This window comes from Arthrobacter sp. TJ-170, from assembly GCF_058269305.1.
The window spans coordinates 163,557-187,867 of record NZ_JBZCNL010000003.1 but is presented as its reverse complement, the minus strand read 5'-3'; the positions used below and the strand labels follow the sequence as shown (position 1 = coordinate 187,867).

27 protein-coding genes are annotated in these 24,311 nt (G+C 59.8%); 19 read left to right on the top strand and 8 right to left on the bottom strand.

What is annotated here, in order from left to right; all coding sequences use genetic code 11:
- Positions 1-219 precede the first annotated feature (219 nt).
- From AC4D1W_RS07840 to AC4D1W_RS07825, 4 genes are all read right to left on the bottom strand, one after another.
- Positions 220-1,494, bottom strand: coding sequence for a TRAP transporter large permease (locus AC4D1W_RS07840; protein ID WP_490898361.1), 1,275 nt, complete (start codon positions 1,492-1,494; stop codon positions 220-222).
- Positions 1,491-2,078 carry a TRAP transporter small permease gene (locus AC4D1W_RS07835; RefSeq protein WP_490898360.1) on the bottom strand — a complete coding sequence of 196 codons (588 nt, stop codon included), beginning with the start codon at positions 2,076-2,078 and terminating at the stop codon, positions 1,491-1,493. The genes AC4D1W_RS07840 and AC4D1W_RS07835 overlap by 4 nt, the downstream gene beginning before the upstream one ends.
- Positions 2,079-2,081: 3 nt before the next feature.
- Positions 2,082-3,113 (bottom strand): DctP family TRAP transporter solute-binding subunit, encoded by a 1,032-nt coding sequence (locus tag AC4D1W_RS07830; RefSeq protein WP_490898359.1) that lies wholly within the window; start codon positions 3,111-3,113, stop codon positions 2,082-2,084.
- Between the two features lie 127 nt (positions 3,114-3,240).
- Positions 3,241-4,596: an NAD(P)H-dependent oxidoreductase gene (locus AC4D1W_RS07825; protein WP_490898358.1), complete on the bottom strand. Its 1,356-nt coding sequence runs from the start codon at positions 4,594-4,596 to the stop codon at positions 3,241-3,243.
- Positions 4,597-4,763: 167 nt separating this feature from the next.
- Here AC4D1W_RS07825 and AC4D1W_RS07820 point away from each other — a divergent pair, with 167 nt between their 5' ends.
- A complete protein-coding gene (locus AC4D1W_RS07820; RefSeq protein ID WP_490898357.1) occupies positions 4,764-5,801 on the top strand; it encodes a LacI family DNA-binding transcriptional regulator in 1,038 nt (345 codons plus the stop codon).
- Here AC4D1W_RS07820 and AC4D1W_RS07815 read toward each other — a convergent pair.
- Entirely contained in the window at positions 5,798-6,118 is a 321-nt protein-coding gene (locus AC4D1W_RS07815; protein WP_490898356.1) for a putative quinol monooxygenase, read from the bottom strand. The two genes, AC4D1W_RS07820 and AC4D1W_RS07815, sit on opposite strands and share 4 nt — an antisense overlap.
- A 94-nt stretch (positions 6,119-6,212) precedes the next feature.
- On the opposite strand from AC4D1W_RS07815, the gene AC4D1W_RS07810 reads away from it, so the two are divergent.
- From AC4D1W_RS07810 to AC4D1W_RS07780, 7 genes are all read left to right on the top strand, one after another.
- A complete protein-coding gene (locus AC4D1W_RS07810; protein ID WP_490898355.1) occupies positions 6,213-7,142 on the top strand; it encodes an NAD(P)-dependent oxidoreductase in 930 nt (309 codons plus the stop codon).
- Between the two features lie 65 nt (positions 7,143-7,207).
- Positions 7,208-7,780: a gluconokinase gene (locus AC4D1W_RS07805; protein WP_490898354.1), complete on the top strand. Its 573-nt coding sequence runs from the start codon at positions 7,208-7,210 to the stop codon at positions 7,778-7,780.
- 370 nt (positions 7,781-8,150) lie between these two features.
- Entirely contained in the window at positions 8,151-8,603 is a 453-nt protein-coding gene (locus AC4D1W_RS07800) for an SRPBCC family protein (protein WP_490898353.1), read from the top strand.
- A 228-nt stretch (positions 8,604-8,831) separates the two neighbouring features.
- Complete coding sequence (locus AC4D1W_RS07795; protein ID WP_490898352.1) at positions 8,832-8,984, top strand: cold shock domain-containing protein; 153 nt, start codon at positions 8,832-8,834, stop codon at positions 8,982-8,984.
- Between the two features lie 118 nt (positions 8,985-9,102).
- Positions 9,103-9,312: a hypothetical protein gene (locus AC4D1W_RS07790; RefSeq protein ID WP_490898500.1), complete on the top strand. Its 210-nt coding sequence runs from the start codon at positions 9,103-9,105 to the stop codon at positions 9,310-9,312.
- Positions 9,231-9,494 carry a DUF1294 domain-containing protein gene (locus tag AC4D1W_RS07785; protein WP_490898491.1) on the top strand — a complete coding sequence of 88 codons (264 nt, stop codon included), beginning with the start codon at positions 9,231-9,233 and terminating at the stop codon, positions 9,492-9,494. The genes AC4D1W_RS07790 and AC4D1W_RS07785 overlap by 82 nt, the downstream gene beginning before the upstream one ends.
- 668 nt (positions 9,495-10,162) lie before the next feature.
- Entirely contained in the window at positions 10,163-11,482 is a 1,320-nt protein-coding gene (locus tag AC4D1W_RS07780; protein WP_490898351.1) for a PucR family transcriptional regulator, read from the top strand.
- An 81-nt stretch (positions 11,483-11,563) separates the two neighbouring features.
- Here AC4D1W_RS07780 and AC4D1W_RS07775 read toward each other — a convergent pair whose 3' ends face one another.
- Positions 11,564-12,775, bottom strand: coding sequence for an acyl-CoA dehydrogenase family protein (locus AC4D1W_RS07775; protein ID WP_490898350.1), 1,212 nt, complete (start codon positions 12,773-12,775; stop codon positions 11,564-11,566).
- A gap of 275 nt (positions 12,776-13,050) precedes the next feature.
- Here AC4D1W_RS07775 and AC4D1W_RS07770 point away from each other — a divergent pair, with 275 nt between their 5' ends.
- Genes AC4D1W_RS07770 through AC4D1W_RS07735 form a run of 8 tightly spaced genes read left to right on the top strand, consistent with a single transcriptional unit; the run spans position 13,051 to position 19,460 of the window.
- Positions 13,051-13,596: a flavin reductase family protein gene (locus AC4D1W_RS07770; protein WP_490898349.1), complete on the top strand. Its 546-nt coding sequence runs from the start codon at positions 13,051-13,053 to the stop codon at positions 13,594-13,596.
- Positions 13,596-13,988: a nuclear transport factor 2 family protein gene (locus AC4D1W_RS07765; protein ID WP_490898348.1), complete on the top strand. Its 393-nt coding sequence runs from the start codon at positions 13,596-13,598 to the stop codon at positions 13,986-13,988. Before AC4D1W_RS07770 ends, AC4D1W_RS07765 begins: the two co-directional genes overlap by 1 nt.
- Positions 13,989-14,048: 60 nt before the next feature.
- Entirely contained in the window at positions 14,049-15,263 is a 1,215-nt protein-coding gene (locus AC4D1W_RS07760) for a CaiB/BaiF CoA transferase family protein (protein WP_490898347.1), read from the top strand.
- A complete protein-coding gene (locus AC4D1W_RS07755) occupies positions 15,260-16,072 on the top strand; it encodes a citryl-CoA lyase (protein ID WP_490898346.1) in 813 nt (270 codons plus the stop codon). The genes AC4D1W_RS07760 and AC4D1W_RS07755 overlap by 4 nt, the downstream gene beginning before the upstream one ends.
- A gap of 51 nt (positions 16,073-16,123) precedes the next feature.
- Positions 16,124-17,065 (top strand): DODA-type extradiol aromatic ring-opening family dioxygenase, encoded by a 942-nt coding sequence (locus AC4D1W_RS07750; RefSeq protein ID WP_490898345.1) that lies wholly within the window; start codon positions 16,124-16,126, stop codon positions 17,063-17,065.
- Positions 17,062-17,427 (top strand): hypothetical protein, encoded by a 366-nt coding sequence (locus tag AC4D1W_RS07745; protein ID WP_490898344.1) that lies wholly within the window; start codon positions 17,062-17,064, stop codon positions 17,425-17,427. Before AC4D1W_RS07750 ends, AC4D1W_RS07745 begins: the two co-directional genes overlap by 4 nt.
- A gap of 48 nt (positions 17,428-17,475) precedes the next feature.
- Positions 17,476-17,766, top strand: a complete 291-nt coding sequence (locus AC4D1W_RS07740) for an antibiotic biosynthesis monooxygenase family protein (protein WP_490898343.1) — start codon at positions 17,476-17,478, stop codon at positions 17,764-17,766.
- A gap of 47 nt (positions 17,767-17,813) precedes the next feature.
- Positions 17,814-19,460 carry a CocE/NonD family hydrolase gene (locus tag AC4D1W_RS07735; RefSeq protein ID WP_490898342.1) on the top strand — a complete coding sequence of 549 codons (1,647 nt, stop codon included), beginning with the start codon at positions 17,814-17,816 and terminating at the stop codon, positions 19,458-19,460.
- 64 nt (positions 19,461-19,524) lie between these two features.
- Here AC4D1W_RS07735 and AC4D1W_RS07730 read toward each other — a convergent pair whose 3' ends face one another.
- Together AC4D1W_RS07730 and AC4D1W_RS07725 are read right to left on the bottom strand one after the other, a co-directional pair.
- Positions 19,525-19,755: an integrase core domain-containing protein gene (locus AC4D1W_RS07730; RefSeq protein WP_490898490.1), complete on the bottom strand. Its 231-nt coding sequence runs from the start codon at positions 19,753-19,755 to the stop codon at positions 19,525-19,527.
- A gap of 108 nt (positions 19,756-19,863) precedes the next feature.
- Positions 19,864-20,541, bottom strand: coding sequence for a DUF6518 family protein (locus tag AC4D1W_RS07725; RefSeq protein ID WP_490898489.1), 678 nt, complete (start codon positions 20,539-20,541; stop codon positions 19,864-19,866).
- Between the two features lie 2,046 nt (positions 20,542-22,587).
- Here AC4D1W_RS07725 and AC4D1W_RS07720 point away from each other — a divergent pair.
- From AC4D1W_RS07720 to AC4D1W_RS07710, 3 genes are all read left to right on the top strand, one after another.
- Positions 22,588-23,103, top strand: coding sequence for a DUF4265 domain-containing protein (locus AC4D1W_RS07720; protein WP_490898341.1), 516 nt, complete (start codon positions 22,588-22,590; stop codon positions 23,101-23,103).
- A 60-nt stretch (positions 23,104-23,163) separates the two neighbouring features.
- Positions 23,164-23,601 carry a hypothetical protein gene (locus AC4D1W_RS07715; RefSeq protein ID WP_490898340.1) on the top strand — a complete coding sequence of 146 codons (438 nt, stop codon included), beginning with the start codon at positions 23,164-23,166 and terminating at the stop codon, positions 23,599-23,601.
- Between the two features lie 194 nt (positions 23,602-23,795).
- Positions 23,796-24,083 carry a hypothetical protein gene (locus tag AC4D1W_RS07710; protein ID WP_490898339.1) on the top strand — a complete coding sequence of 96 codons (288 nt, stop codon included), beginning with the start codon at positions 23,796-23,798 and terminating at the stop codon, positions 24,081-24,083.
- Positions 24,084-24,311 lie beyond the last annotated feature (228 nt).

Below are 24,311 nucleotides of genomic sequence, written 5' to 3'. Positions count from 1 at the left end.
TCGGGACGAATCGGTCGGCGCCCGCCAGGCAATCAAGATATCGCAGCTGCCGCACGACTCGCTCACGAGCGGCAGCCCAAGTAGAGCCATACAATTACCTGACAGAATCTCGACTACCAGTTGATCACAACAGCGTCGAGGGGAGTGGGTGGTGGCACGCCACGCGGTGGCTAACCTCGAGCCCTTTCAAAGAATCGCGTGTGTAGAGCCGGTAGGATTTCAATCCATCAACAGCTCGGCTGGCCAGGTGATCAGGGGCGGAAATATCGCCAGTACCACGATCGCGACGAGCATAACTATGTAGTGCGGCACGGCGGCCTTCACGATCTTCTCCATTGGGAGTTTGCTCACATAGGACGTGGCAAACAGCGATACTCCAACCGGTGGCGTTACTAAACCAATGGAGAGAGCAGCAACCAGAAACACCACGAAGTGGATGGGGTCGATGCCGGCAGAGATTGCAGCAGGCATCAGCACTGGAAGGGTCAGCAGAATTGCTGCGACGATGTCCATAACGGTGCCGATGATGATCAGGATCAGTCCGATGAGCAGCATCACTGCGATGGGATCGGTGGTGATGGAAAGCATTAAGTTACTCACCCTCGCGGGCAGTCCGTCGATGGTGAAGATATAGGTTGCGACGTTGGCGATCATGGCGATGAAGAGGATCGTTCCCGACGTCAGCCCGGCATCGACAACCATCTTCGGCATCTGCGTCCACTTCATGTCGCGGTAGACGAAAACTCCGACGAGCAGGCTGTAGATGACCGCGATAGCTGCTGCTTCTGTTGGGGTGAAGGTGCCTCCGAACATGCCAAGCAAGATCACGACAGGTCCGCCCAATGCTGGAATGCTCTTCACGACGACTAGGAGCCCCTTTTTGAAGGGGGTACGCGTGACTTCGCCGTAGCCTCTACGAACGGAGACGACATAATTGACGATCATCAGCACCACGATTAGCACTGCTGCTGGGCCTAAGCCGCCAGCCAACGCGGCGCCTACGGAGACGCCTGCTGTTGATGCGGCGATTATGACCAGGATGCTCGGAGGCATCACTGACGACAGGGTTGACGTGACCATAGTGGTTGCGGCCGCGTAGGCCCGCGGATACTTGTGGTCGGTCATGGCCTTGATTTCAATCTTTCCGAGGCTCACGACATCGGCCACCGAAGAGCCTGAAATTCCGCCGAACACGGCACTGGCGGCGATGTTTACCTGTCCCAGGCCTCCACGGAAGCGGCCGAAGAAGACTTCTGCTCCTGCGAAGATTCGGTCTGAGATACCTCCACCGGCCATCACATTGCCGGCCAGGACGAAAAGCGGCACGGCGACGAGCAGAAAGCTGTTCATTGAACTGAGCATCGTCGATGCCAGGAGATCGAGCGGAATGTCATAGACAAGCAGCGTGACGATTACGCCAATCCCCAGCGATATAGCCAGTGGAACGCCGAGCAGGAGCAGAACAAGAAAGATTGCTAGCAATGTCAGACTCATGCCGTGAGCTCTCCATCTTCAATGGTCTTGCGCATCTCTTTGGAGAAATACACGGTTTGAATATGCGCGAGGATCGCCAGGACGGCGCTGAGCACGAGCGGAATGGTGACCAAGTACATGCTTACCCCTAAGGCTGGGCTCGATTCACCGGTGCCGGCTTGCTGGAGCAGGAGTTGCCACGACATGACGAGCAGCACCAGGAAGAATGCGATTCCTGCGACCGCGTAGATGTGCACACTTGTAGTTTTCAGCCAAGCCGGCCCTCGGGTCACCAGCAGGGCGACCCGAGGGTGGGCTACGGTCCGAAAGCCTGCGGCCATGCCGAGGAACATCACGTCCTGAAACGTCATTCGTGTAAGTTCCTCGGTCCAGGTCAAGGAGACGCCGATCAACCTGCTCACGACTTGGGCGCTCACACTCCCGAGCATCACAGTGACCCCGATGAAGAGCAGCACGTTGACTGCGTTCCAGACCCATCCCAACCGCTCCGGGGACTCATTTGGGACGGCCTCGCCAGTCGCTTCCTCAAAATCTCGTTCATCAAGTTTTGGGTCATTGATGCCGATCCGGGGAAAGATCCTCATGATTTATTGTCCGACGAAGTCTAGGGTCGTCTCGAAGAATTCGTCTCCGACCAAGGACTTGAATTCAGGATAGACAGCCTGCGCTGCTTCCTGGAAGGCGCTCCGGGCTTCTTCTGAAAGCTCGTTGATCTGTACGCCTTGCTCCTCCAGAGTTGCGAGAGTCTTCTCTGCATCTTCTTGGTCATACTGGGCCTTGAAATCCGCAGTTGCGGCCGCAGCTTCCGTTAGAGCACCCTGCTGCTCCTCACTCAAGGAGTCCCAAAGTTCCTGGTTGCAACCAAGGATGAAGCCGTCGCGAATGTGACCGGTAAGCGAGAGGTAGTCCTGGACTTCGAAGAACTGGTTGTTCACCGGCACTTCGAGCGGATTCTCCTGAGCATCGATGGTTCCCGTCTGAAGTGCTGTGTACACCTCGGAGAAGTCCATCGGGGTGGGGTTCGCACCGAGCGAGCCGAAGAACTCCACCCAAAGGGCATTCTGCGGAACTCGAATCGTTATGCCTTCCAAATCACTCGGTTCAGCAATCGGGCGGACCGAGTTGGTGATATGCCGTGGCGTCCGGGGAAGGATTTCAATGCCCTTGATTCCCTGGCTTTCGAGCGAATCAAGGAGTTGCTGGCCCGGCTCGCCTTGAAGGTACTCGGTGAACTGTTCTGCATCATCGAAGAGATACGGCAGGCTGAGCGCATTCATCTCTGGATTGAATGACGCGTACACGGAGGTGGAGATGATCGTGCAATCGAGGGTTCCATTTCCCAACAGGTTCACCGCAGCGTTTTGGTCCCCGGCGAAAAGCGTCCCGTCAGGGAAGGTCTCGACACTGATACTGCCGCCGCTGAGGTCCGCGACTTGCTCGACGAAGTGTTCGCCCGCCACTCCGACAGATGAAGCCGCCGGATCGCCCAGGGCCAGCCGGATGGATTGGCTCTCTTCGGCACTTCCTGCATCAGAACTGCCTGAGTCGCTCCCACAACCGGTGAGAAGTGCAGCGAATGCGACGGTAGCAGTTGCGGCAGTTAGCTTGTATTTAGGCATCTGTTTCTCCTTTGAAATGATTCCTACTAGTCCGGTCCCTGTAGAACGGGTAGTTAGGTTCTGAAATGCGTTCGGGTGTGTTAGTACAGGTGGTACTTCGAAATAGTGGGCTAGGTTCCGCCGGCGCCTACTGCGCCGAGCTCATCGGAACGTCTACAAGAGCCTCGGTTTCGCGGCGGACGAGCAGTGCTTCTTCGAGGGAGGTGTCGATTTCGACGTCGCTCCATCGCACGATGTCGCCTTCCGCGACATCATTGACGAGCTTCACATGGTGAGCCATGGCCACCGGCAGCGCCTGGTCCCTGACCGACTTTTCGGCTGAGATGAGTTTTCCCCAGACAGTGAATCCACCTTCGCCGTCAAGGATCTCACCGGCGCGCAGACCCTTTTTGGCGCATGCCACCACGTCGGCGTGGAATCCCTCCGGCGTTCCGGTCGCAACGCCACGCAGGACAGCATTGGCGATGGACACGTTGAGTTCGAGGCCCACGTAGTGATACGGACGGTATAGGGCTGCGTACTGACCGGTGGGGTCCGGGTGCCATGGGTACTCCTGGAAGCATCCGGAGACGTACGCATTTGTGGCCTTGACCACCACGAAGACCCCCTCTTGAGTGTTGAAGGGAATCCAGTCCCCGGCTCGGTTGACGCTCGACATGACGTCGACGCTTCCCTCGTTGCTCAGGACGCCGCCCGCCGCTTCCGGCCTACAGATGGATGCGATCTCCTCGACATTTCCTGGCGTGAATGTGAGGCCTTCATCAGATGGCCGCAGGCCGGCGGCGTTGGCTACCGCGGCCATTTCGATGGCGGCCTTGGTGCCGTCACGGAAGGATGTATGCATGTTGGGGTTGAGCTGACCGGAATCCGTGAGCTCTTTCGAGAACTCCCAGTTTTCCCAGACATTGTCCGGATTCATCTGGTGGTAGTGCGGGAGATACTTCGCTCCCTTGCCGGCGCACACCACGTCGAACCCGGAGGTACGCGCCCAGTCGACCAGTTCCCATATGAGGGCCGGCTGGTCCCCGTAAGCGAGTGAGTAGACGACGCCGGCCTCAGTCGCGCGTTTGGCTAGCGCGGGGCCGGCGAGGGCGTCGGCTTCAACGGTGACCATGATGATGTGTTGGCGTGCTTCGATTGCCCGCAGCGCATGGTTGATTCCTACGATCGGGTTGCCGGTAGCCTCCACGATCACATCGATGTCGGAGCCAAAGAGCGCAGAAGCGTCCGCCACGATCGTTGTTGTTCGGTTTGCCAGAGCGCCTGCGATGTCATCTGCGAATGCTTCTTCGGGCCAGTCGACCAGCTTTAGGGCGCCCCGGGCTCGGTCAATATTGATATCTGCGATGGCCACGACGTGGATACCTGGAATGTTGCGGGCTTGCGCGAGGTACATCGTGCCATAGCGGCCGGCACCAATGAGACCTACCCGGATGGGCTTGCCAGAGGTCTCACGTTCGGTGAGGAGTTTGTGCAGATTCATTGCTGCCTTTCGAAGTTTTGCTGGGTGGGTGGACGTCAACCCGAGGAGTGGAACATAATGGTACCGGTTCCACTTTTATGTCACATCCCCCCGTACAGGTCAATACCCATAGTGTTGAATTTCACTTTGAGACGTGTGCACGCCGAATGAGCACAGTAGGAGTACAAGTGCAGAAGCAGCCAACCATCCGCGATGTCGCATCGGCCGCTGGGGTGTCCGTGGCTGTCGTGTCCCGAGTCATCAACCCGGGTTCAGGACCGGTCGCTCCGGCAACCCGCAGTCACGTCAATGAAGTGATCGCGGCGCTGGGCTACCATCCGAGAACAGCCGCAAGGGAACTCAAGCACGCGCCGGCCACAACCTTGGGCCTCTTACTCGCGGACGTGTCCAATCCCTTCTTCGCCCGCCTCGCCGACCAGGTTGTCCGCGAAGCCCATTCACGCGGCATCCAGGTGCTACTCATGACGACGCAGGAAGATGACCGATTGGAAGCGGAACGTCTGTCGACTCTCATCGAACGGCGCGTCAGCGGCATCATCGCAACGCCAACGGGAGGGAATGTCTCGGTGTGGGCTCACCTGCAGGATCTCGGTACCGCAGTCGTCTTCGTAGATCGATCCATTCCGTCCCTGCCAGAAGTTGATGTGGTCAGTATCGACAATGTCGAGTCCGCACGTGCTGCAACCGCCCATCTCCTCGCGCATGGACACAGGCGCATTGCGATCATCTCCGGGCCACACATGTCGACAACGGGCCGCGATCGCATCGCCGGCTATCAGCAGGCACTCGAAGATGCCGGCGTGGCGGTTGACCCGAGCCTGATCAAGTCCGCCGCGTTTCGCGGTCCGGCTGGAGAAGATGCCGCCACTGCGCTACTCAACCTCGAAGAGCCGCCGACAGGGCTGGTCGTGGGAAATACGGCACAGGTAACCAATGTGCTTCGCCGGCTTCATTACGCTGGAGCCGTCTCCCGCAAGGCGCTCTCGGTTATTGTCTTCGAGGATTCTCCCTGGACGGAGTTGATGACCCCGCCACTGACCATCATTCGCCAACCCATTGACCTCCTGGCGAGCCATTCGGTGAATCTTGCGCTGGCGAATGTATCGGGCAACAAACCGGAAGGGCCAACGCTCGTGAAAGTTCGAGCCGAATTGGTCGAGCGTTCAAGCGTCAGCAGCATAGATGCCAAGTCACGGGTGCACTAAAGCAACCCTTGAGTCGATGATCCGACCGGAATCGGAGTCATACGCGTTACGCGGACTGGCTCACTGATCAGATCGGAGATCAGGCCGTCCAAACGGGCTACCGCCTCGCCTGCCGCATGCAAATCCAAGAATGCAACAGATTCCCACTTCTCGATCATGAAGACCGCACCGTTCGGCGCTTCGTGGATGGCATACAGCAGACAGCCGGGCTCTTCATGGACAGCCGGAATCGCATCACTAAGCGCCCTACAAAGCTCAGCGAAGCGACCCTCAACCGGTATGAATTCAGCGGTTACTACTACGGGTGAAGTTGTCATCTGACCTTATCTCTACATCATTGGAACGTCTTATGGTACAAAAGTGTAACCGATACCACTTTGTTAACTACCCCAAGTTCATTGGAGAACTGACATGACTGCTCACGTGCCGCAGGACCATTCGCTGTCACTCATCGGGGTAGGTCCCATGGGCGATCCCATGGCCCGACGGCTTTTGGCCGAGTATGGCGGCCTCACCGTCTGGAATCGGACGCAGGCGAAGGCGCTCGATCTCGTCCAGCTGGGTGCGCACGTCGCTGATACACCGGCCGCCGCTGCCTCGAAAGTCGTCTTGACCGTTCTCCCGAATCTGCACCACGTCGAATCACTTTTGCCGGCACTCTTGGACGGCTGGTCCCAGAGAGCGATCGACGAGCCGATACTCGTCGTTCACGGAACAGTGTCCCCGGTAGGCATCAGAACTTTGGCTGAGTCGTTGTGGCGGGATCATTCGGTCCGAGTGATCGATGCTCCGTTGAGTGGCGGCACAGCGGGCGCCAGGGACGGAACTCTGAGCATCATGGTGGGTGGACATGAGGAAACCGCCCGGTGGCTGGAACCCATATTCTCCGTACTCGGCACCACCGTCCGCTACATGGGGGGCAGCGGCTCTGGGGAGCTCGCAAAAGCGTGCAACCAGGTTGTGGTCGCCGCCACTGTCACGGCCATTTCCGAAGCCCTACTCCTGGCACGCTCCGGTAATTTGGACCCCACTGTGCTAGTCGAACTGCTACAAGGCGGCCTCGCAGACTCCACGGTGCTGCGTCAAAAGAGCACCAAATGGCTCACCAACGACTTTGCCGAGGGTGGGAGCGCCAGCAATCAGCTCAAGGATCTGGGTTTCATTCAGGAAGCGGCTGGATCCGCGGGCATTCAGCTTCCGCTGACCGGAACGGTCACAGAACTTTTCGCCGAGATGGTGGACCAAGGGGACGGGATGCTGGATCACACCGGCATCTACCGCACCTTGGCCCGCCGCGCCGCGGGTACTCGGTCGACCGCTCTTGGACACCCCCATTCGTAGACGCATCTCGCACCAAAAAGTCGGCCGTCCCATCACCAGTTTCGGTTACTAAGACAATCGCTTCAATGAACCACCCACAACGCAAGGAAATCGACATGCGCCATTGCACCCACTTCATTCTTATGGGCGTATCCGGATCCGGTAAAACGACCATCGCCACCGCCCTGTCGGAGCGGCTGGGATGGTCCTATGCCGAGGCCGATGACTTCCACTCGACGGACAACATCGCCAAGATGGCTCAGGGCATCGCCCTCACTGACGAGGACCGACAACCTTGGTTAACAGCCATCAGAGATTGGATGACCGCGAAATCATCCGCCGGTGAATCGACAGTTGTAACCTGCTCCGCGCTCAAACGGAGTTATCGGACCTTGCTCGCCTCGGCCGGCGGTGACGTTGTCTTTATTCACCTTCAGAACGATCCGGAAGTCATACGGGCCAGAATGAAGCTACGCAGTGGGCACTTCATGCCTACATCGCTCCTCGACAGTCAGATGGAGACGCTCGAAGCCCTAGCGATCGGTGAGAACGGCTTCGCTATTCCCAACATCGGATCTCCCGCCGAAATCGTAGAAGTCATCCTAGGACAGCTCCCATCAATCCCACGAGGAGGAGCAGCACGTTGGACCGCCCGATAGCCGATCGCCGTCTCGAAACCCATGGGATGCGAGACGTCTCGTCGAACTTTTTTGCGCCCCGCAAGTGTGAACAGCAGCGATAAGTAGCGGTGGTCTTGCGGAGCAAAATGGCAGCATGGAGGCCCTGTGGCGCGATCGGAGTCGTCGGGCGGGCCGAGCTCGGGGTGATCAAGGGTTTGACTAGGCATTGGTGCCCGTCCCACTTTCTGGTAGTGGGACGGCCGACGCGGCAGTCATCGCGCAAGTCATGGAGTCGGCGAGTAGTTGCATCCGGCGGGAGGGGATCAAACTCGTCGGTCGCTGCGGCCTGCGGGCCACCCGGGCACCGTTGAGTCTTTCGCGCGGCCCCTGGGTGTGCCACAGTGACGGCATGAGGAAGCATGACCGCGGGTTGCTCCTGACGCTCAGCAACACGCTGGAGGTACCACAGGATCGGGTCTTTCGTGCGTTGACCGATCCGGCCGAACTGGCGAAATGGTGGGGCCCGCACGGGTTCACAATGCCCCAAGCCGAACTCGACCTCCGAGTGGGAGGAAAATACCGGTTCTTCATGCAGCCGCCCGAGGGCGAGCCTTTCCACCTCGCCGGTGACTTCCTCGAGATCGATCCTCCGATGCGCCTGGTCTACACCTTCCGCTGGGAGGAGCCCACGGCGGACGACCAGGAGACGGTCGTCACTTTCTCCCTGCACGTCCAGGGCGGTGTGACGGAGGTTTCTTTGTCCCAAGGGCCCTTCGCGACCGAGGAAAGGCTGGAATTGCACCGCCGTGGATGGACGGACAGCTTCCAGCGACTGCGCGGGTTCCTCGGGTCCAACTCTTGAAATCATCCGAGTGGCAGAACTTGCAGCCCAAAGGGGTATTACGGCGTCTTGCAGGCCATGGGATTCGAGACAGTCACTTCAGTGGCATCAATCGCGGTTATCGATGGCGGTTTGGCCACCGGGCGGGTGTCCGTAAGTGGAACCTTGAGCGCGAGGGCAAGGCGTTTGTAGTCCGACACTTACCGGTGGCACGCATGCGGCTCTAACATCGATCAGTAACATGTAGAAATGGGGATCGGGACCGAGCATGTATCTGGAACGCTGACTTCGTGGAACGACGACCGCGGTTTCGGGTTCATCTCCCGAATGGACACCACCCAGAAGACGTTCGTGCATATCTCAGTGTTCCCGCCTCGGGCACGCCGACCTCAGCTTGGCTGAGGCTCTCACATTTGAGGTTGAGCTCTCCCGAGACGGAAAACAGCGCGCAACGCGCGTGCAGCCGGTTGTCAATGCGCCAGCGCTAACGTCACCGATTAGGCAAACGCCTGGAGCAGGAATGCGGCACAGACCGGGCACCCTGGCTTATCTCGCAATCCTCGGCTTCGTCATCGCCTACTTGCTTGTCCACGCCATGTGGCCCATCCCGCTGTGGGTCCCAGCACTGTATCTGTTGGCAAGCGGCCTCTGCTTTCTCCTGTACGCGGCCGACAAGGCCGCCGCAGTCTCCGGGGGTGGCGGACTTCGGAGAGGGCGCTGCTCCTCTTAGGCGCCGTCGGTGGGTGGCCGGGTGGTATCGTCGCGCAGCAGGCGCTTCGCCACAAGACGCGCAAGGCGAGCTTTCGCTTTGCTTTTTGGAACAGTGTTGTCGTGAATCTGCTCGCCTTCGCCCTGTTCACTACGCCCCTATTCACGGTGTTTGCTCGGTGGGCCAGCGCAGTAGTTGGGTAAATCGTCTACTGAGCATCATTGACGACGTTGCACTGAGTCGCTGACCCCACGCTGACCCCTGAACTCACAGAGAATCTTCCGCCACGAACGCCACTACGGATTACGCGACTGACGATCTGATCACTCGTGATCTGTCCAAATCACAGCGCCGAGACTTCGCCTTGCGCAACCTCCTAGCACTGGACATACAGAACGGACACAATTCGAGTCGGTCAGGTACAAAATTCCGCTCCAGAAATGCCCCTTGCTGAAGTGGTGAATGAGGCGCCCTCATTTGTGATCTGGAAGTTTTCAGCGATCGTGCCTAGCCCAACTTCGCGGTGATCCCACCGACTCACAGATTTCCGCTGCATGCATTAACCGACGCCGCCGGCCTTCTGAACTGGAATGCATGAATGCAGCTGACGTCTCGCAACCCCTAGCGTTTTGAGACGGAGAGGTTATGAGACACATCAATCCTTGGAGAAGGGCTCAGCCGCCGCAAGGCACGTGGATCGCCGCCGTTTGCCCGTTTGCCCGCTTGCCCGCTTGCCCGCTTGCCCGCTTGCACAAGCATGTCTGTCATGGTCAGTAGCGCTAAGCTTCTGCCTTGTTACCCGATCTCCCCGATGTGTGATGAAGCAGGTCGTGGGTGAAGCCAGCATTTGATTGTGAAGAGGGTGTGGGACGTGTCCGGCGATGATGCTGATGTCACTGATGCTGATCTGTGGCTGCAACGGTTGCACCCCAATCCGGATGTGGCTGTTCCAGCACCTGCCAGCCGGCCGGTGACGATTGCGGACGCTGTTGAGCGGCTGGGCAAGGGCCCGGTGGAGTGGGCTTGCCAGGTTGGGTATGCCATGACAGAGCGAATCATCGCAGAGATCCCCGATTTTGGAGGAGGTCCTGAGCAGTTTGAGTCGTTGCGGATGGGGCCTGAATCGTCGGTTATCCGTTCGCTGATATGGATTAGCAGCAAAGGGGAGGATCTGCCGGCCATCACCGAGGAAGCGCTGCGCGGTGACGTTGATTTTGTTCGCCGCGGGATCTCCTTGGACAAGGTCTTGCGGGGTGTCCGTCTGGGGCACGCCCAGATGACCAAGGCATTTCTGGATTCTTGCCGGGAACTGGTTCCCGAAGCAGAGCGCGTCGAGCAGATGCAGATTATTTCGGAGAGCTTGTTCCGCTATATTGACGATTTTTCCGGCGAGATGGCCGCAACGTATCTGGCGGAGCGGGAGCGTTGGACCGTCAGCGCAGCCGCGGCGAAGGCTGAAATTATCCGTCACGTGCTGGACGGCAGCCACGCGGACAGGGTTAAGGCGAGCCGGGATCTGGGCTATGACCTCTCGCGAGAGCATGTGGCCCTGACGCTGTGGTTTGACCCGGTGCGCAACAGCGCCGACACCCCAGAACTGGAAGCCATCGCTATGGATGCCCTTGCCCGAATGGGTGCTACAAAGACACTGGTCATGCCGGTCGGTGGCGGCAGGGTGTGGGCATGGGGAAGCCGTAGCAGTTTTCCCGCGCGGCCGAACGCAGGTGATTACCGGCCAGCCAAACCGGATGTTCGCATGGCAGTTGGAACACCCGGGGCAGACATTGCCGGGTTCCAGCGGTCCCACAAGGAAGCCCAGGCCGCCGAGCGAACCTCGAGGCTTCGCCGCGACGCCTCAGCATGGGATGCCTACTACTCTGACATTGCGATTGCCAGCCTCTTATCGGCTGACTTGGATTTGGCCAGGGACCTTGTGGTGCGGGAGCTGGGGCCGCTTGCCAGGGACAATAACAACGCCGCCGACCTTCGTTCCACGTTGCTGTCTTACTTGCAGGAGGAAAGTTCTCCGCATGCTGCCGCGCAACGTCTTTTTGTCTCCCGCAATACGGTGGCATACCGGGTGAAGCGCGCGAGTGAATTGCTGGGGTACGACGTCGCTGAACGCCGGTTTGAACTTCAGACAGCTCTGGTCCTGGCGGATACCTTCGGTTCTCAAGTACTGGCGCCTTAAGGAAGGTAAGAGGTCGGGGCGCAGACGGTAGGAGGGGCAGTGCCGTTTGGCCCTGCCCCTCCTACATTGAGATTGCTGGCTCTAGATTAGGGGGGTGACTTGCTCCTTCACCCCAAGCAGCGCCCGTCCGTAGGCCTCACTTGCGATGGCCGGATTGACGACCGCGTGCCGGGAGCCGGTCTCGAGGTCACGCCACTTTTGCTGCAGCGGGCTGGCCTCTGCGAAGGAGCCCGCGCCCTGGACGCTCAGGAGCAGGTCCATAGCCTCTCGGGAGCGGGTAGCGACGGTACCGACGTCCATGCGGACACGGGCGCGGGTTTCGAAGTCAAGGTAGTCGGGTCCTTTGGCGGCGGTGTCTATGTCTGATGCTGCCCGGAGCATGTGCAGTTCGGCGGTATCGACCAAGGATGCTGCGGCGGCGATGTTGATCTGTGTCGATCCGGCATCTGTAGCGCGGTCATAGAAGGTATAAGCGATGCCCTTGCCCTTAGCGAGGGAAGCTTTCACGAACTCCAGTGCTCCCTTGGCCAGGCCCAGCTGGGGTCCCACGAGAATGAGGGAGGCGGCGGGGACGAACGCGGAGCGGTAGAGAGCTTCTTCGGTATGTTCCGTAGGGTAGCTGCCTTCGACGGCCTGCATAAGAGACATGATCCTGTGGGAAGGCACGAAGACGTCTTCCGCGACAAGGGTGTTGCTGCCGGTGCCCCGCATCCCGGCGACGTACCAGGTGTCTTCCATGCTCAATTCACTCATCGGAATCAAGGCCAGGCCCTGGTCAATCTGGGCGCCGGTTGCATCCACAACAGGTATGCCGAGGATGGCCCACTGGGAGTGCAGGGACCCGGAGGCGAAGCCCCACTTGCCGGTGACTTTCAGGCCACCGTCCACAGCGACGGTGCTTGAGCTGGGCGCGAAAACGCCACAGACCCGGGCCTCGGGATTTTCCTCGTATACGTCACGCTGCGCCTGGTCCGGGTACAGGCCCATGATCCAGCCGCAGACGTTGATGAGGCTGGTGACCCATGCGGTGGAACCACACGCCTGGCCCAGGGTGGAGGTGACCTTCAAGTAGGTGGAGAAATCGGCTTCGTGTCCGCCGAAACGCTTGGGGACTGCGATCTTGAAGAGCCCTGCCGCGGCGAGGGCTTCGATGTTTTCCTCCACGACGCGGCGGTCTGTCTCGGTCTGGAACGCGTTCTTCCGGAGAAGGTCCAGTAGATTAGCGGCCCTGGCCACCAAGTCGCTGTCGGTGTCGGTAGTTGGAGAGGTCTGCTCCGCGGTAATGGTCATCATTGTCCTTCCAGGGGTCCTCAGGGATTGAGGCGAAAACGGTGTGCTTCCTTGAGAAGCTGTTCCACCATGGTTGCCCCCCGGTCCCCGGCAGCTCTTATGCTCAGCGACCAAAAATGATCCTGTGAGCTGCGCCACACGACAAGGGGAGCGCTCCAGCTTGGCTCTGAGCACAAACGGGTTCGTCGGAGTTGTCTGCGCAGCCCAAGAGGCCACGCCTGTGAGCTGCTTCACTGGCATCAGCTCAATATCTGCTTCACCACGACATAGGAGTCCTGATGACCGTCATGATTGAAAGGCCCCCAACCTTGGAAGCATCATCGCTACGCCGGGCCATGGGGCGCATCCCAACCTCCGTCGCCGTTGTCACCGGGCACGGGCCCGACGGCCCGGTGGGCATGACCGTTGGTTCACTGGCAATGGTTTCGCTGGACCCGCCCCTGGTGACCTTTTTCGCTATGAAGGAGTCACGCTCCTTCGCGGCCCTGCGCAGCCTGGACCGCATCTGCATCAACGTTCTGGACGAGGACCACGCCGACGTCTGTTTCGCCTTCGCCTCCTCATCCGGACCAAAGTTCGCCGTCGGCGACTGGGACATGAATGGCGCAGGGGCCCCCGTTCTCAAGACTGCCGCGGTCTCCATGCAGTGCGGGATCGATTCTGTGTATGAAGCCGGCGATCACTACGGGCTCATGGCCCGGCTGACAGACCTGCGGACCGCGGACACACGGCCCTTGGTCTTCTACCGCGGTCTGATCTCCCGGCTGCACCCCACCACCGCGCGGCATGCAAAGACGAACCGTCTTGACTGGTGGGCGCACTAATGTTCTCCCCCGCATCGGAGGTGCGGCATGCCGTCGAGAACCTTCTGGGCAGGTACGCCGAGTTTGCCGACGAACGCGATGCGGACGGCGTGACCACGCTGTTCGGCAATGCCGTCGTGCGTTTCGCCGGGACGACCCTGGCCACAACGGCAGAAATTTCTGACCACTACAGCCGGATCTTCGCCGCGGCACCGCCCAGCCGGCACCTGCTGACCAACTTCCTTGTCGATCCGGCAGGCGGCACGGCCGAAGCACGCTGCCGCTACAGCCGGTGGGCTATCACCCCAGACGCGAAACTGCTTGCCATTGGCGACTACCGGGCCACCTTTAGCGCCACGGATGGTGCCTGGAAGTTCACCTCATTTGAGGTAAATCGGTCCTGGCAGGCCTAAGGACCCGGGCCCCGCCTCGATTCACCACCCACATCCTGTTTCACAAAGAAGGAATCCAATATGTCGTTCCCCTTGGCCCAGCATCCGGAGACTATACCCGGGGCGCGGCCGCTCGACGGTGTCGTCATCGCCGACTTCTCCAGAGTTCTGGCCGGCCCCTACGCCACGATGCTCCTCGCGGACATGGGCGCTGAAGTCATCAAGGTTGAAAGCCCGGGCGGCGACGATACCCGGTCCTGGGTGCCGCCGGTCCGTCCCGACGGTGTTTCGACCTACTACGCAGCGATCAACCGCAACAAGAAGTCCGTCGTCTTGGATTTCAAGGACCCTGACGGTCTGGCTGCGGCGCAAGCCCTGGCAGCACGCGCGGACGTCGTTATCGAGAACTTCAAGCCCGGCGGCCTGAAGCGGTTCGGACTCGACTACGGGTCGGTAAAGGAGCGCAACGAGTCCGTCATCTACTGCTCCATCAGCGGCTTCGGCACCGCAGAGGGCTCCTCGCTGCCAGGCTATGACCTGATCGTTCAGGCGATGTCAGGGCTGATGAGCCTCACCGGCGGGCCCGAAGGCTCCCCATACCGGGCCGGGATCAGCATCTTTGACGTGATGGCCGGCCTGCACTCCACCATCGGTATCCTCGCGGCACTGCGCCACCGGGACCAAACCGGGCAGGGCCAAAACATCGAAACCTCGCTGATGGCATCAGCCATGAGCGGCCTAGTCAACCAGACGTCCGCCTACGTCGCCGGCGGCGTCACCCCGCACAGAATGGGAAACGCCCACCCGAGCCTCTTCCCCTACGAACCACTCCCCACAGCCGACGACGACCTCATCATCGCAGCCGGCAACAACGCCCAGTTCCGCAAACTGTGCGCGGTGCTGGGCGTCCCGGAACTGGCCGATGATCCACGGTTTGCCGAGAACAAAGACCGCACCGAACGTCGCGAAGAACTCCGCCCCCTGCTCGTAGACCGACTCCGCACCCAATCAGCCGGGTACTGGTTCGACAAGCTCAACGAAGCAGGGGTCCCCAACGGGCCGATCAACAGCATCAAACAAGGCGTGGAATACGCACAAAAGCTCGGCTTGGAGCCTGTCGTGCAGGTCGGCGCCGCCGGGAACCAGGTCCCCGGGGTGCGGAACCCGATCACTTTCTCCGGGACCCCGCCGCGTTACGACCTGGCACCCCCGAGGCTGGGCGAGCACACCGATGAAATCCTCACCTGGCTCGCTGCTCCCACCGCTGCCGGAACCTCAACGAAAGAACAAACATGACCGTCACCGCAGACACCCACGAACTGAACTTCCCCACCTCGCTGGGCACCTCCACCGCCACGGAAATCCGCCTGCTCGGACAGGACCTTGCCTCCGACCTGATGGGCAAGGTCGGGTTCGGGGAGCTCGCCTTCTGGCTCGTCGCCATGCGCCGTCCCAGCCCTGGTGAAGTGCGGGTCTTTGAATCAGTTCTCGTGGCCCTCGCTGATCACGGTTTCACCCCGACCGCGATTGCCGCTCGCCTGACCTATCTCAGCGCGCCGGACTCAATCCAGGGCGCCATGGCCGCCGGGCTCCTTGGCGGCGGCTCCCGCTTCCTCGGCGTCACCGAGGACTGCGGCAAATTCCTGGCCGCCGTCCTGGGCAGCCACGAAGGTTCGCTGCCGGAGACGGATGAGGAGTGGGACGACCTCGCCGTGCACGCCATCAAGGCCCAACGCGCCGAGGGCAAGTTCGTTCCGGGTCTGGGACACCCCAACCACAAGGACGGGGACCCCCGCACACCCGTGCTCATTGGCATCGCCGAGGAGGAAGGGCTGCGCGGACCCCACCTGCGGCTCTTCGAAGCCATCGGCAGGATGAGCGAGCAGGCACTGGGCCGGAAACTGCCGCTGAACGGTGCCGGGGTTTGCGGCGCAGCTCTGGCCGATCTGGGACTGCCCACCGATCTGCTGCGCGGCTTCGCGCTGCTGGCCCGCGCAGCGGGCCTGCTCGGACAGATCGCCGAAGAACGCCGCAACCCCATAGCGAACGACATCTACATGACGGTGGACCGCAACGCGGCCTACGTCAGCCCCGAGAACGACTAGCCACAGAACCATGTTGCCAACGACGGCAGCGAAAAGCACAGGGAGAAAACCATGGCAGAACTGACCGCCGTTTTGGCCAGTACACACCACCCCTTCTACCTCAAGGCGACCACCGCGCCGCCCAAGGAACGCATGCCCCAGGCAGACGAATGGAAACGGAAAGTCGAGTCCTACCGCGAAACCCTCACCGCCGCTGAGCCCGACATCCTAGTCATGGTAGGCGCCGACCATTTCCACCAGTTCTTCCTGGACAACTACCCGACATTCATGATCGGCAAGCAGGAAAAGTACGACGCAACGTTCTACAACGAAGAGCGCGAATTCGGCATCCCGAAGTACGTCCTGGACGGTGACCTGGCACTTTCAAACTTCATGCACCAGGGCCTGCTGGATGAAGGGTTTGATTTTTCCTTCAGTCACGAACTGAAGATTGACCACTCCATCATTTGCCCGATCATCACCGTGCGCCCTGACGCCGACCTGCCCGTCGTGCCGATCTACACGAACATCTTCGCCCCGCCGCTGCCCTCGCCCAAGAGGTTCTGGGACCTGGGCCGTGCGATCCGCAAAATCATCGACGCCTACCCCTCGGATAAGAAGATCGCGGCCATCGGCACCGGCCATCTGTCCCTGGAATTGGGCGGCCCCCTGATGTTCGGCGAACACGGCCCGGACCCGGAGTTCGACGCCCAGGCCATCGAATGGCTTTCCACCGGCAACATCGAAGCCATCCTGGAAAACGTCACCCATGAATCCATGGCCAGCTCCGGTAATGCCACCCACGGCTTCATGGACCTGATCCTCATGATGGGCATCGCCGGCCCCGAGAACGCAGACTACGTTGACCAACTGGACCTCTACCACACCCGTGAAATGTTCATGACCTGGTACCCGAACAAGAACGAAAAGATGGCCGAAGCGGCAGCCCCTTCGGCCGCCGAGTCAGGCGGCGTCACAGGACCCGTGTACGCAAAGGCAGGAGCGACAGCATGAGCAAGTACTACGTGAACAAATTCCTCTACACCATCGACCGTGACCCGGAATGGGTCGCCCGCTACAAAGCCGACCCGGAAGCGACGATCGACCGCTGGGAGAAGGAAGTCGGCATCTGGCTCAACAGCTCAGAAAAGACCTCCTGGCTGTCCTTCACCGAAGACGAACGCCGCGCGCTGATCAACTATGACTACGAATGGCTCTTCGCCTACGGCGCCCACTTCTTCCTCTACCTGACCCTGTTCATCGGCGTGTTCGCCGATGACTGGACCGAGGAAAAGGGACCGCTGTCCTACCAGTTGGAGTGGGCACGGCGTCTGGCACCGTGGACCGGTAAGCCCTACCCGTCCGTGGCACTGTAGCTGTCGCGCCCTACACCGGCACCCGGGCCGGAGAACCGAGTTGGAACCATGATTCTTGAACACGCAAGATTCACGATCCATCCTGGCCAGGAGCAGGCCTTCGAAGCCGCCTACCAGCGTCTTCGCGGCGTTCTTCTCCAGGCCCCGGGCTGCCGCTCGGCGCAATTGCACCGCAGTGCCGAACACCAGGGGGTTTACCTCCTCTGGGTCGGATGGGACACCGTTGCCCATCACACGGAGCATTTCCCGGAAACGGACCAGGGCAAGGAAGTCATTGCCACCTTCGCTCCTTTTCTTGCTGGTGCCGACGTGAACCACTTCGACGCCGAACCCCTCTGACCGTTCCACCCGTCCGTCAGTGAATCATCACGAGAGAAAGAAAAGCCATGACCCAGCACGCGGTTAACAATGATGTTGCCTTCCTTCCCGGGAACCCGCCCGAAAACGCCGGGTGGCCAGGAGGTGAGTACTCCCAGACCGTTGCAGATGGAATGCAGATCGATAACAACGTCCGGGTGCCCATGCGGGACGGCAAGAACCTCCTCGTGGACCTCTACCGACCAGCCGAGACCACGACAGATCTGCCCGTCCTCGTGGCCTGGGCGCCCTACGGCAAGCACGGCGCCCTCAGCTTCGCCGGCTGGCCCGGACACGACGTGGACCTCGAACAGCTGTCCACGTACGCAGCCTTTGAAACCCCCGACCCCCTCTTCTGGGCCCGCAACGGCTACGCCGTCATCATGGCCGACGCCCGTGGCGCCTGGGGATCCGAAGGTGATGTCACCATGTGCGCGCCCGAAGAAGCCGACGCCTGCTGTGACCTGATCGAATGGGCCGGCGAACAGGACTGGAGCAACGGCAAGGTCGGAATGGCCGGCGTCTCCTGGTACGCGGTCATCCAGTGGGCCGTCGCGGCCCGCCGCCCAGCACATCTGGCAGCCATCAACCCGTGGGAAGGCTGGACAGACCTCTACAAAGAAGTCCTGACCCACGGCGGGATCCCGGAAACGCAGTTCGGTGCAGCGCTAGGCCCCCTCATCGCCAACACCCATGGACGGGTCGAGGACATCCTGACCAACAGCATGAACCACCCGTTCTACGACGAATACTGGCAGTCCAAAGCCCCTGACCTGACAGCCATCGAAGTGCCCACCTACGTCGTAGCCAGCTGGTCCGACCACGGCCTGCACACCAGGGGAACCCTTGAAGGCTTCCGCCGCATCGCCTCGAAGCAGAAGTGGCTGGAAGTGCACGGCCGCAAGAAGTGGCAGAACTTCTACGACCAGGACAGCCTGGCGCGCCAACGGGAATTCTTCGACCACTTCCTCAAGGGCGAAGAAAACACCGTGGAATCCTGGCCCAAGGTCAGGATCGAAGTCCGCGACCGCGCCTACGTCGGCGAAAACCGGCCCGAAAACGAATGGCCACTGGCACGCACCGAATACACGCCCCTCTACCTCGATGCCGGCCGCGGAACCCTGAGCAAGGACCCCGCACCGAAACCGGAAACGATCTCTTACGATGCAGCAACCGGCAAGGCAGTTTTCGAGCACACCTTCGCCGACGACACAGAAATTACCGGCTACACAAAACTCCAGCTGTGGGTTGAAGCCCAAGGGTCCAATGACTTGGACCTCTTCGTAGCCCTGCAGAAACTGGACGCTGACGGCAACGAAGTAAACTTTCCGTTCTTCTCCACCTTCGACGACGGGAACGTCGCCCTTGGCTGGCTCCGGGTCAGCCGCAGGCAGCTCGCCGAGGATTCGCGCCCCGAACAACCCCGCTACACACACCAAAATGAAGAACTGCTCAACGAGGGCGACACCGTGCCGGTAGACATCGAAATCTGGCCCTCCAGCACCCTGTTCCACGCCGGGGAAACACTCCGACTCGTCATCCAGGGCCACGACGTGAACAGCTACGCACAAGGCCTCTTCGCACAAGGGCACACATACACCCGCAACAGCGGACAACACATCATCCACACCGGCGACGGACACGACTCACACCTGCTCCTGCCCATCATCCCCTAGCCGGAAGGGGTTGCCGCCGTCATCGGCAGCAACCCCTTCCGCCCGCCCTAGGTGTACCCGGCCATCAGGTTGGTGCCAGCCGACTGATCGGTGGTTTGCCTCCGAGCGCGCTATGACTGCGTTCAGTGTTGTAGTGCTCGAGAAAGCCCGCGCAGCTCATCCCTGCAGTTTCGAAACCGATGGGATGCAAGACGGAAGGCGCGTGCAGTTCTTGTACTGGTGGTTCGAACAACGAGCTCGAGAACTGCGGTGACGGTTCATCGAGGTCGCTGACGGTTTCATCGAGGTCGACCATTGGATCGTCGGAGGCTTCTGCATTCACGCCACTGAGAGACTCCGCTGCCTACGTAGATCCGGGGTGTCGCTCGTCTACATCAACTTTCTGAGCAGGATCACATCAGGGCTAGATGACAGTCCTGTACAGCAGGAGGAATGTCGCGGTACCGACGGCAGTGAGCCCGACGCTGAGGAGTATCGGAGCCAGCGCGCGTAACCGGAGGAAGCTCACCGTCGCTACGAATGCAGCCGCGACGATCATCGAGAGTATCCAATACACAGGGCTCGTCGTTTCGGCCACGTCCGTCAGGCCGTAGATGCCCTCACCGATAAGTACTGCAGGTACTGCTGAGGTTGCTATAGCAACAATCCATGTAGACCGGCTGCGCATCCACGCAGCAGCGAGCCCGATGGGCGGCCCAGCAACGAAACTCATCAGAACGAAAAAGTTACTCAAATTTAGCGACCAGAAGTACCCGCGAAGGCCGGAAACTACTGCGTATCCGACGTTGAGGAGGTAGAACGAGATCACCCCGAGGACAATCCCACTCAGGTATCTGCTCCGTGACCACCAGATCAACGCGAAGGTCATGATCGACCATCCACCAGCAGAATTTGTGAAGGAACTGAGCCACTCGGGTAGATACGCTTGCCCAAGCGACGTGAGTGCGCCCAGGAAGAACGATGACGGCACAACGATGGCTAACGAGCGAAGACGATCGGCTGCCCACCTAGCTCGAGAAAGGTCTGCACCTGCGGGCGGCTCGACGAACGCTCGCCCGATCCCCGTCCTTACCCCTCCCATCAACGAGTTCTTCTCTGCGGTCGGGTTGGTCTGTGGCATGGGCATGCTGCATAGCTTAACTGCGTGCGCAGCATCATCTACAGGCTCAACGGCCAGACCGGTGAAAAGCAGGCAGAGTTGTCCCCATCACTCACCGTCCTACCCGAGGGCTCCTCCATGGAAACCCTGGCCAATGCCACCAGGGCAGATGGTTACGCTTCAAATACCTCGTGGTGTGCGTGAGGTCGAGCAGTTCTACGTCCGTAATGCCGCCACAGAAGACCTTTAGCGGCGCCCAGCGAAACCGTTCTCAGAACCCGAAAGAGGGGCAGTGTCTCGTCCTCGTGTCTTGCATCCCATGGCTTGAAAGACACAACTCACCGTTCCATAGATGGCCCCCGGGCAGACCATCGGGCGGGATATACGGGACGGTCATGTTTCGGAGCGCGCGTACCGCAGATCAGCACAGCATGAGACCGGTAGGGGTTCGGCTTACGCGCCGCTGAGAGACCGGCTTACGAGAAACGTTCCAAACGATACTCCGCCTGCAGAACGGCAAGGCTATGGTGACGACAAAAGCGTGTGAGCGAACTTGGACCAACGTTGGACTATGCTCACGGTGAGATTTTTCTGCAGGTTCGACCGCGGTGCATGGTCAACTGAATGCGGTACCTAGTCGGCTCGTGACCGCCCCGATCTGAAAGTGACTTCAATGCCAGAAGACCCGGAGAAGAATTGGCTGCAGGGCCAAGACTCACCGCAATTACAACCCGGGCGGGACCTTTCTGAAGTCCCTCTATAGAGACTCCGCTGGGCTTTCACCAAGGCCAGCACCTTTTACGCGTCACAAGTTGCATGGTTTAGGGGCTACACCCCTAATACAGAATACGTTTCGAAGTCTTTCGGTACGACTCATGAGTTCTCCCTCTCTATACAGCCACCAGTTGAGGAGTGGGCTCTGCTTGCCGGCGAGATCCTCAATCAGCTCTCCAGTGCCAGGGACAACTTATTTAAGGACGTAGTGAGGCGAGCGAGTGGTTGGTCCGACCGAGAGATTAAGAAGAATCTCAGAGGGGGAGTTTACTGGCCGTCGTGCTTCGAGGAGGACCAGTGGAAATCCGTGGTGGAGAAGTACAACTTCATCCCCGAGGCAATCATGGACCGAATCCGATTCTTTCAGCCCTTCCTTGATTTGCGCCCTGGTGAAGAGACAGCAGATTGGGATTGGATGAGGGCTGGGGCGTCGACTTGGGCAAGGCAACTGAACAATCACGACAAACACGATGAGCCGGTGCGCGTAGCCGCTCACTACTATCTGGGCGGCCCGATCACTACTCATTCTGAGTTCATCCTCCGCGAAAAACCCCGGCAACGTTGGGACTATACAGACCCCCAATCAAACGAGCCGCTAATCACGATCTATTCTGAACCCACAGAGGACCTTCGCATCACAGTGCCATCAATCGACATAGTCTTGATGGCTAAGGGGCCATCAGAACTCAAATGGGACCCGCTCAACAGCGGCTTGTGGTCAGCGCTATGGGAAAGTCAATTAGTAATAAATACGGTGTATTACGGAAGAGAGAGGGCCCAGGAGGTAAGCATCCCTTTCATGGAATACGCTTCGGCAAAAAGTTGGACAGACTTTCGATACGTGCCTGGATCGGGTGGCGCGTATGATCTGTTTCTACGAGACAACTACGCTCAAGAGGCTCTGAATCAAGGGTTCGTATAAAGCGCCCTGAAGATATCTCCATAAAACGCGATCCGACATCCACCGATGCCCACGAATCGTCGAGATGAACCGGTCTGTGTGCCAAATCTCGGCAACGGCCCTCCCGGTCACAGCCGCCGCGGCAGCACCAGCCATCGGGCTCCACAATCTAGCCTCGGTCAAGGCACCAAGGCTACGGATCCCTGCCGCCGCACCGGCGCGGTGCTCGGACCGCTACTAGCTGGCGGCCTACTCGTGGGAAAGCTCACCATTCGATGAGCCGATCCCAGGGACAGCCCTGGGTGCTGTTTCTCCTGTGCCTGGAAGACATCTGCAGGAGCTAGTGTCAGCGTATGCCGCAGTACATCCAACACCCCTCCTTTGTCACCCAATGGCGAGACGGAACTCTGCAGCCACTGCCGGAAGCTGCCGCCTCCACGGAAACAGTCTGGTTCCCCGTACCTCCTGAACCGGACACTGAGGAAACATGGGAGGGGCTGCTTGCGCGACGCGAGGAAAACGGCGAACTAACGATTCTCGCTATACCTATGTACCTCTATGACCTCAATTTCGGTGACCGGGTCACAGCCGTTGAGTCGGCGGAGGGTCCGTACGTCGCCACCGGCATCGCCCACGATGCCGGTGCTTACACCTTCCGAGTATTCATGACCTCCGAATCGCCGAACGCATGGCATGTCCTATCAGCTGAATTGGCTGAGAGCGGATGCCTGGTTGACGTCATGTCTTCGAAGTTCGTTGCATACTCCTGCCCGGCCGATTTGTCTCAGAAGGTTGCTGACCGGCTCTTTCAACTTCAAGATGCCGGCCTCCTCGAATATGAGACTGGCCGGACGACCCCTGTCCGGTGAGGGATCCGAGATGCCTGCAGGGCACGTCTCCGTTATCTCGACTCTGAAAGATCTCTGATCATGACCCACCACATAAAGACCATGCTCGATCGTGTCGTGGCCGAGGTATTCAACGAAGACTTCGTCATTGTGAATCGCAGCTCCGACGATCCTGCCCGTTCTGCCAGTGTCCAGGTGGGCAGTCGCTTCCATGAGGAGCGTAGCGCAGTCATTCGAACCGACCCGGTGTGGGTGGAGGGCTTCATCCCGGAACTGAATGTTCAGACGGCCCTGCTAGTAGACGACTATGGAGAAGAGGGCGACGAAGAGTTGGAGGCCTACAGGGAGGCTGAACTGACGAAGCTTTGTCGCCTCATGCGTGCATACCTTTTGGGAGGAGGGCGGATAACGACGCGGCGTCGTCTGTTCCGTCGCGGGCGCTCCTTCATTCTCAAGATAGAGGCCGACGGTTTCAAATGGCGCTTGGGTCAGAACTACTCGGCTGGTCCGTATAACTGATGCGTCGGCTTTCGTGGCACGAGGAAGCGGAGTGAGAACCTAAGGTCGAACCTGGTTGACCATAAGTAGCGGCCCTTGCCGGAAAGCGCGGAAAAGTGAACGCGCGCTGAAGGATCTCCTTGCGGAATGCAGGGTCCTAGGGACACCCGATGATCTGCGTGCTTTCTTGCACCCTTAGCACTCATAGTTGAACCATGGATGACCAGGAATTGGATGCAGTGCTGAGAGGCTACAGCGAGGACTGGAGCCGTTACATGTCCCCTCCAGCAGCAATGCAGGGGGAAAAGCCAGTGCTTCCCACGGAGGCGCAAGCAGCCATCAATAAGCTGCAGGCCGAAGCAAGCCGCGTGCCCGATCCAGGTGGACCGCTCAGCAACTATAGCGATGCGCTGGCCGCATGGGCGGCGGCAAACCACCCCGACATCGACTGGCTAGAAATGCGGAGCCACATCCTTCACAAACTGATTTTCGATCACCGGTGACCCGCAACGAGTGCTCACTGGGAACCGAAGTGAGGCCCTTAAGGTCACTCCTGGTTGACCATAAGTAGCGAGCTTGGCCGAAAGCGCGGCTTGAGTAAGCGCCCTCTAAGGGATCGGGTCGAGCGCATGCTCTTGTTGTTGCGTATTGCGGGGGAAACAATGGCTAGATGGGGACAACCGGGGAGCGAGGCGAAGTTCGCCGCTCACGAACACTGCTAGTCTCGGCGC

What these genes read in the sequence shown, in the direction of transcription:
- AC4D1W_RS07805 (WP_490898354.1), top strand. Translation starts at nt 7,208, where the DNA reads ATGAACCACCCACAACGCAAGGAAATCGACATGCGCCATTGCACCCAC.
- AC4D1W_RS07720 (WP_490898341.1), top strand. Translation starts at nt 22,588, where the DNA reads ATGCCGCAGTACATCCAACACCCCTCCTTTGTCACCCAATGGCGAGAC.
- AC4D1W_RS07795 (WP_490898352.1), top strand. Translation starts at nt 8,832, where the DNA reads ATGGGGATCGGGACCGAGCATGTATCTGGAACGCTGACTTCGTGGAAC.
- AC4D1W_RS07800 (WP_490898353.1), top strand. Translation starts at nt 8,151, where the DNA reads ATGAGGAAGCATGACCGCGGGTTGCTCCTGACGCTCAGCAACACGCTG.
- AC4D1W_RS07830 (WP_490898359.1), bottom strand. Translation starts at nt 3,113, where the DNA reads ATGCCTAAATACAAGCTAACTGCCGCAACTGCTACCGTCGCATTCGCT.
- AC4D1W_RS07710 (WP_490898339.1), top strand. Translation starts at nt 23,796, where the DNA reads ATGGATGACCAGGAATTGGATGCAGTGCTGAGAGGCTACAGCGAGGAC.
- AC4D1W_RS07745 (WP_490898344.1), top strand. Translation starts at nt 17,062, where the DNA reads ATGAGCAAGTACTACGTGAACAAATTCCTCTACACCATCGACCGTGAC.
- AC4D1W_RS07735 (WP_490898342.1), top strand. Translation starts at nt 17,814, where the DNA reads ATGACCCAGCACGCGGTTAACAATGATGTTGCCTTCCTTCCCGGGAAC.
- AC4D1W_RS07835 (WP_490898360.1), bottom strand. Translation starts at nt 2,078, where the DNA reads ATGAGGATCTTTCCCCGGATCGGCATCAATGACCCAAAACTTGATGAA.
- AC4D1W_RS07755 (WP_490898346.1), top strand. Translation starts at nt 15,260, where the DNA reads ATGACCGTCACCGCAGACACCCACGAACTGAACTTCCCCACCTCGCTG.
- AC4D1W_RS07715 (WP_490898340.1), top strand. Translation starts at nt 23,164, where the DNA reads ATGACCCACCACATAAAGACCATGCTCGATCGTGTCGTGGCCGAGGTA.
- AC4D1W_RS07770 (WP_490898349.1), top strand. Translation starts at nt 13,051, where the DNA reads ATGACCGTCATGATTGAAAGGCCCCCAACCTTGGAAGCATCATCGCTA.
- AC4D1W_RS07825 (WP_490898358.1), bottom strand. Translation starts at nt 4,596, where the DNA reads ATGAATCTGCACAAACTCCTCACCGAACGTGAGACCTCTGGCAAGCCC.
- AC4D1W_RS07765 (WP_490898348.1), top strand. Translation starts at nt 13,596, where the DNA reads ATGTTCTCCCCCGCATCGGAGGTGCGGCATGCCGTCGAGAACCTTCTG.
- AC4D1W_RS07775 (WP_490898350.1), bottom strand. Translation starts at nt 12,775, where the DNA reads ATGATGACCATTACCGCGGAGCAGACCTCTCCAACTACCGACACCGAC.
- AC4D1W_RS07725 (WP_490898489.1), bottom strand. Translation starts at nt 20,541, where the DNA reads ATGGGAGGGGTAAGGACGGGGATCGGGCGAGCGTTCGTCGAGCCGCCC.
- AC4D1W_RS07815 (WP_490898356.1), bottom strand. Translation starts at nt 6,118, where the DNA reads ATGACAACTTCACCCGTAGTAGTAACCGCTGAATTCATACCGGTTGAG.
- AC4D1W_RS07740 (WP_490898343.1), top strand. Translation starts at nt 17,476, where the DNA reads ATGATTCTTGAACACGCAAGATTCACGATCCATCCTGGCCAGGAGCAG.
- AC4D1W_RS07790 (WP_490898500.1), top strand. Translation starts at nt 9,103, where the DNA reads ATGCGGCACAGACCGGGCACCCTGGCTTATCTCGCAATCCTCGGCTTC.
- AC4D1W_RS07730 (WP_490898490.1), bottom strand. Translation starts at nt 19,755, where the DNA reads ATGGTCGACCTCGATGAAACCGTCAGCGACCTCGATGAACCGTCACCG.
- AC4D1W_RS07750 (WP_490898345.1), top strand. Translation starts at nt 16,124, where the DNA reads ATGGCAGAACTGACCGCCGTTTTGGCCAGTACACACCACCCCTTCTAC.
- AC4D1W_RS07760 (WP_490898347.1), top strand. Translation starts at nt 14,049, where the DNA reads ATGTCGTTCCCCTTGGCCCAGCATCCGGAGACTATACCCGGGGCGCGG.
- AC4D1W_RS07810 (WP_490898355.1), top strand. Translation starts at nt 6,213, where the DNA reads ATGACTGCTCACGTGCCGCAGGACCATTCGCTGTCACTCATCGGGGTA.
- AC4D1W_RS07840 (WP_490898361.1), bottom strand. Translation starts at nt 1,494, where the DNA reads ATGAGTCTGACATTGCTAGCAATCTTTCTTGTTCTGCTCCTGCTCGGC.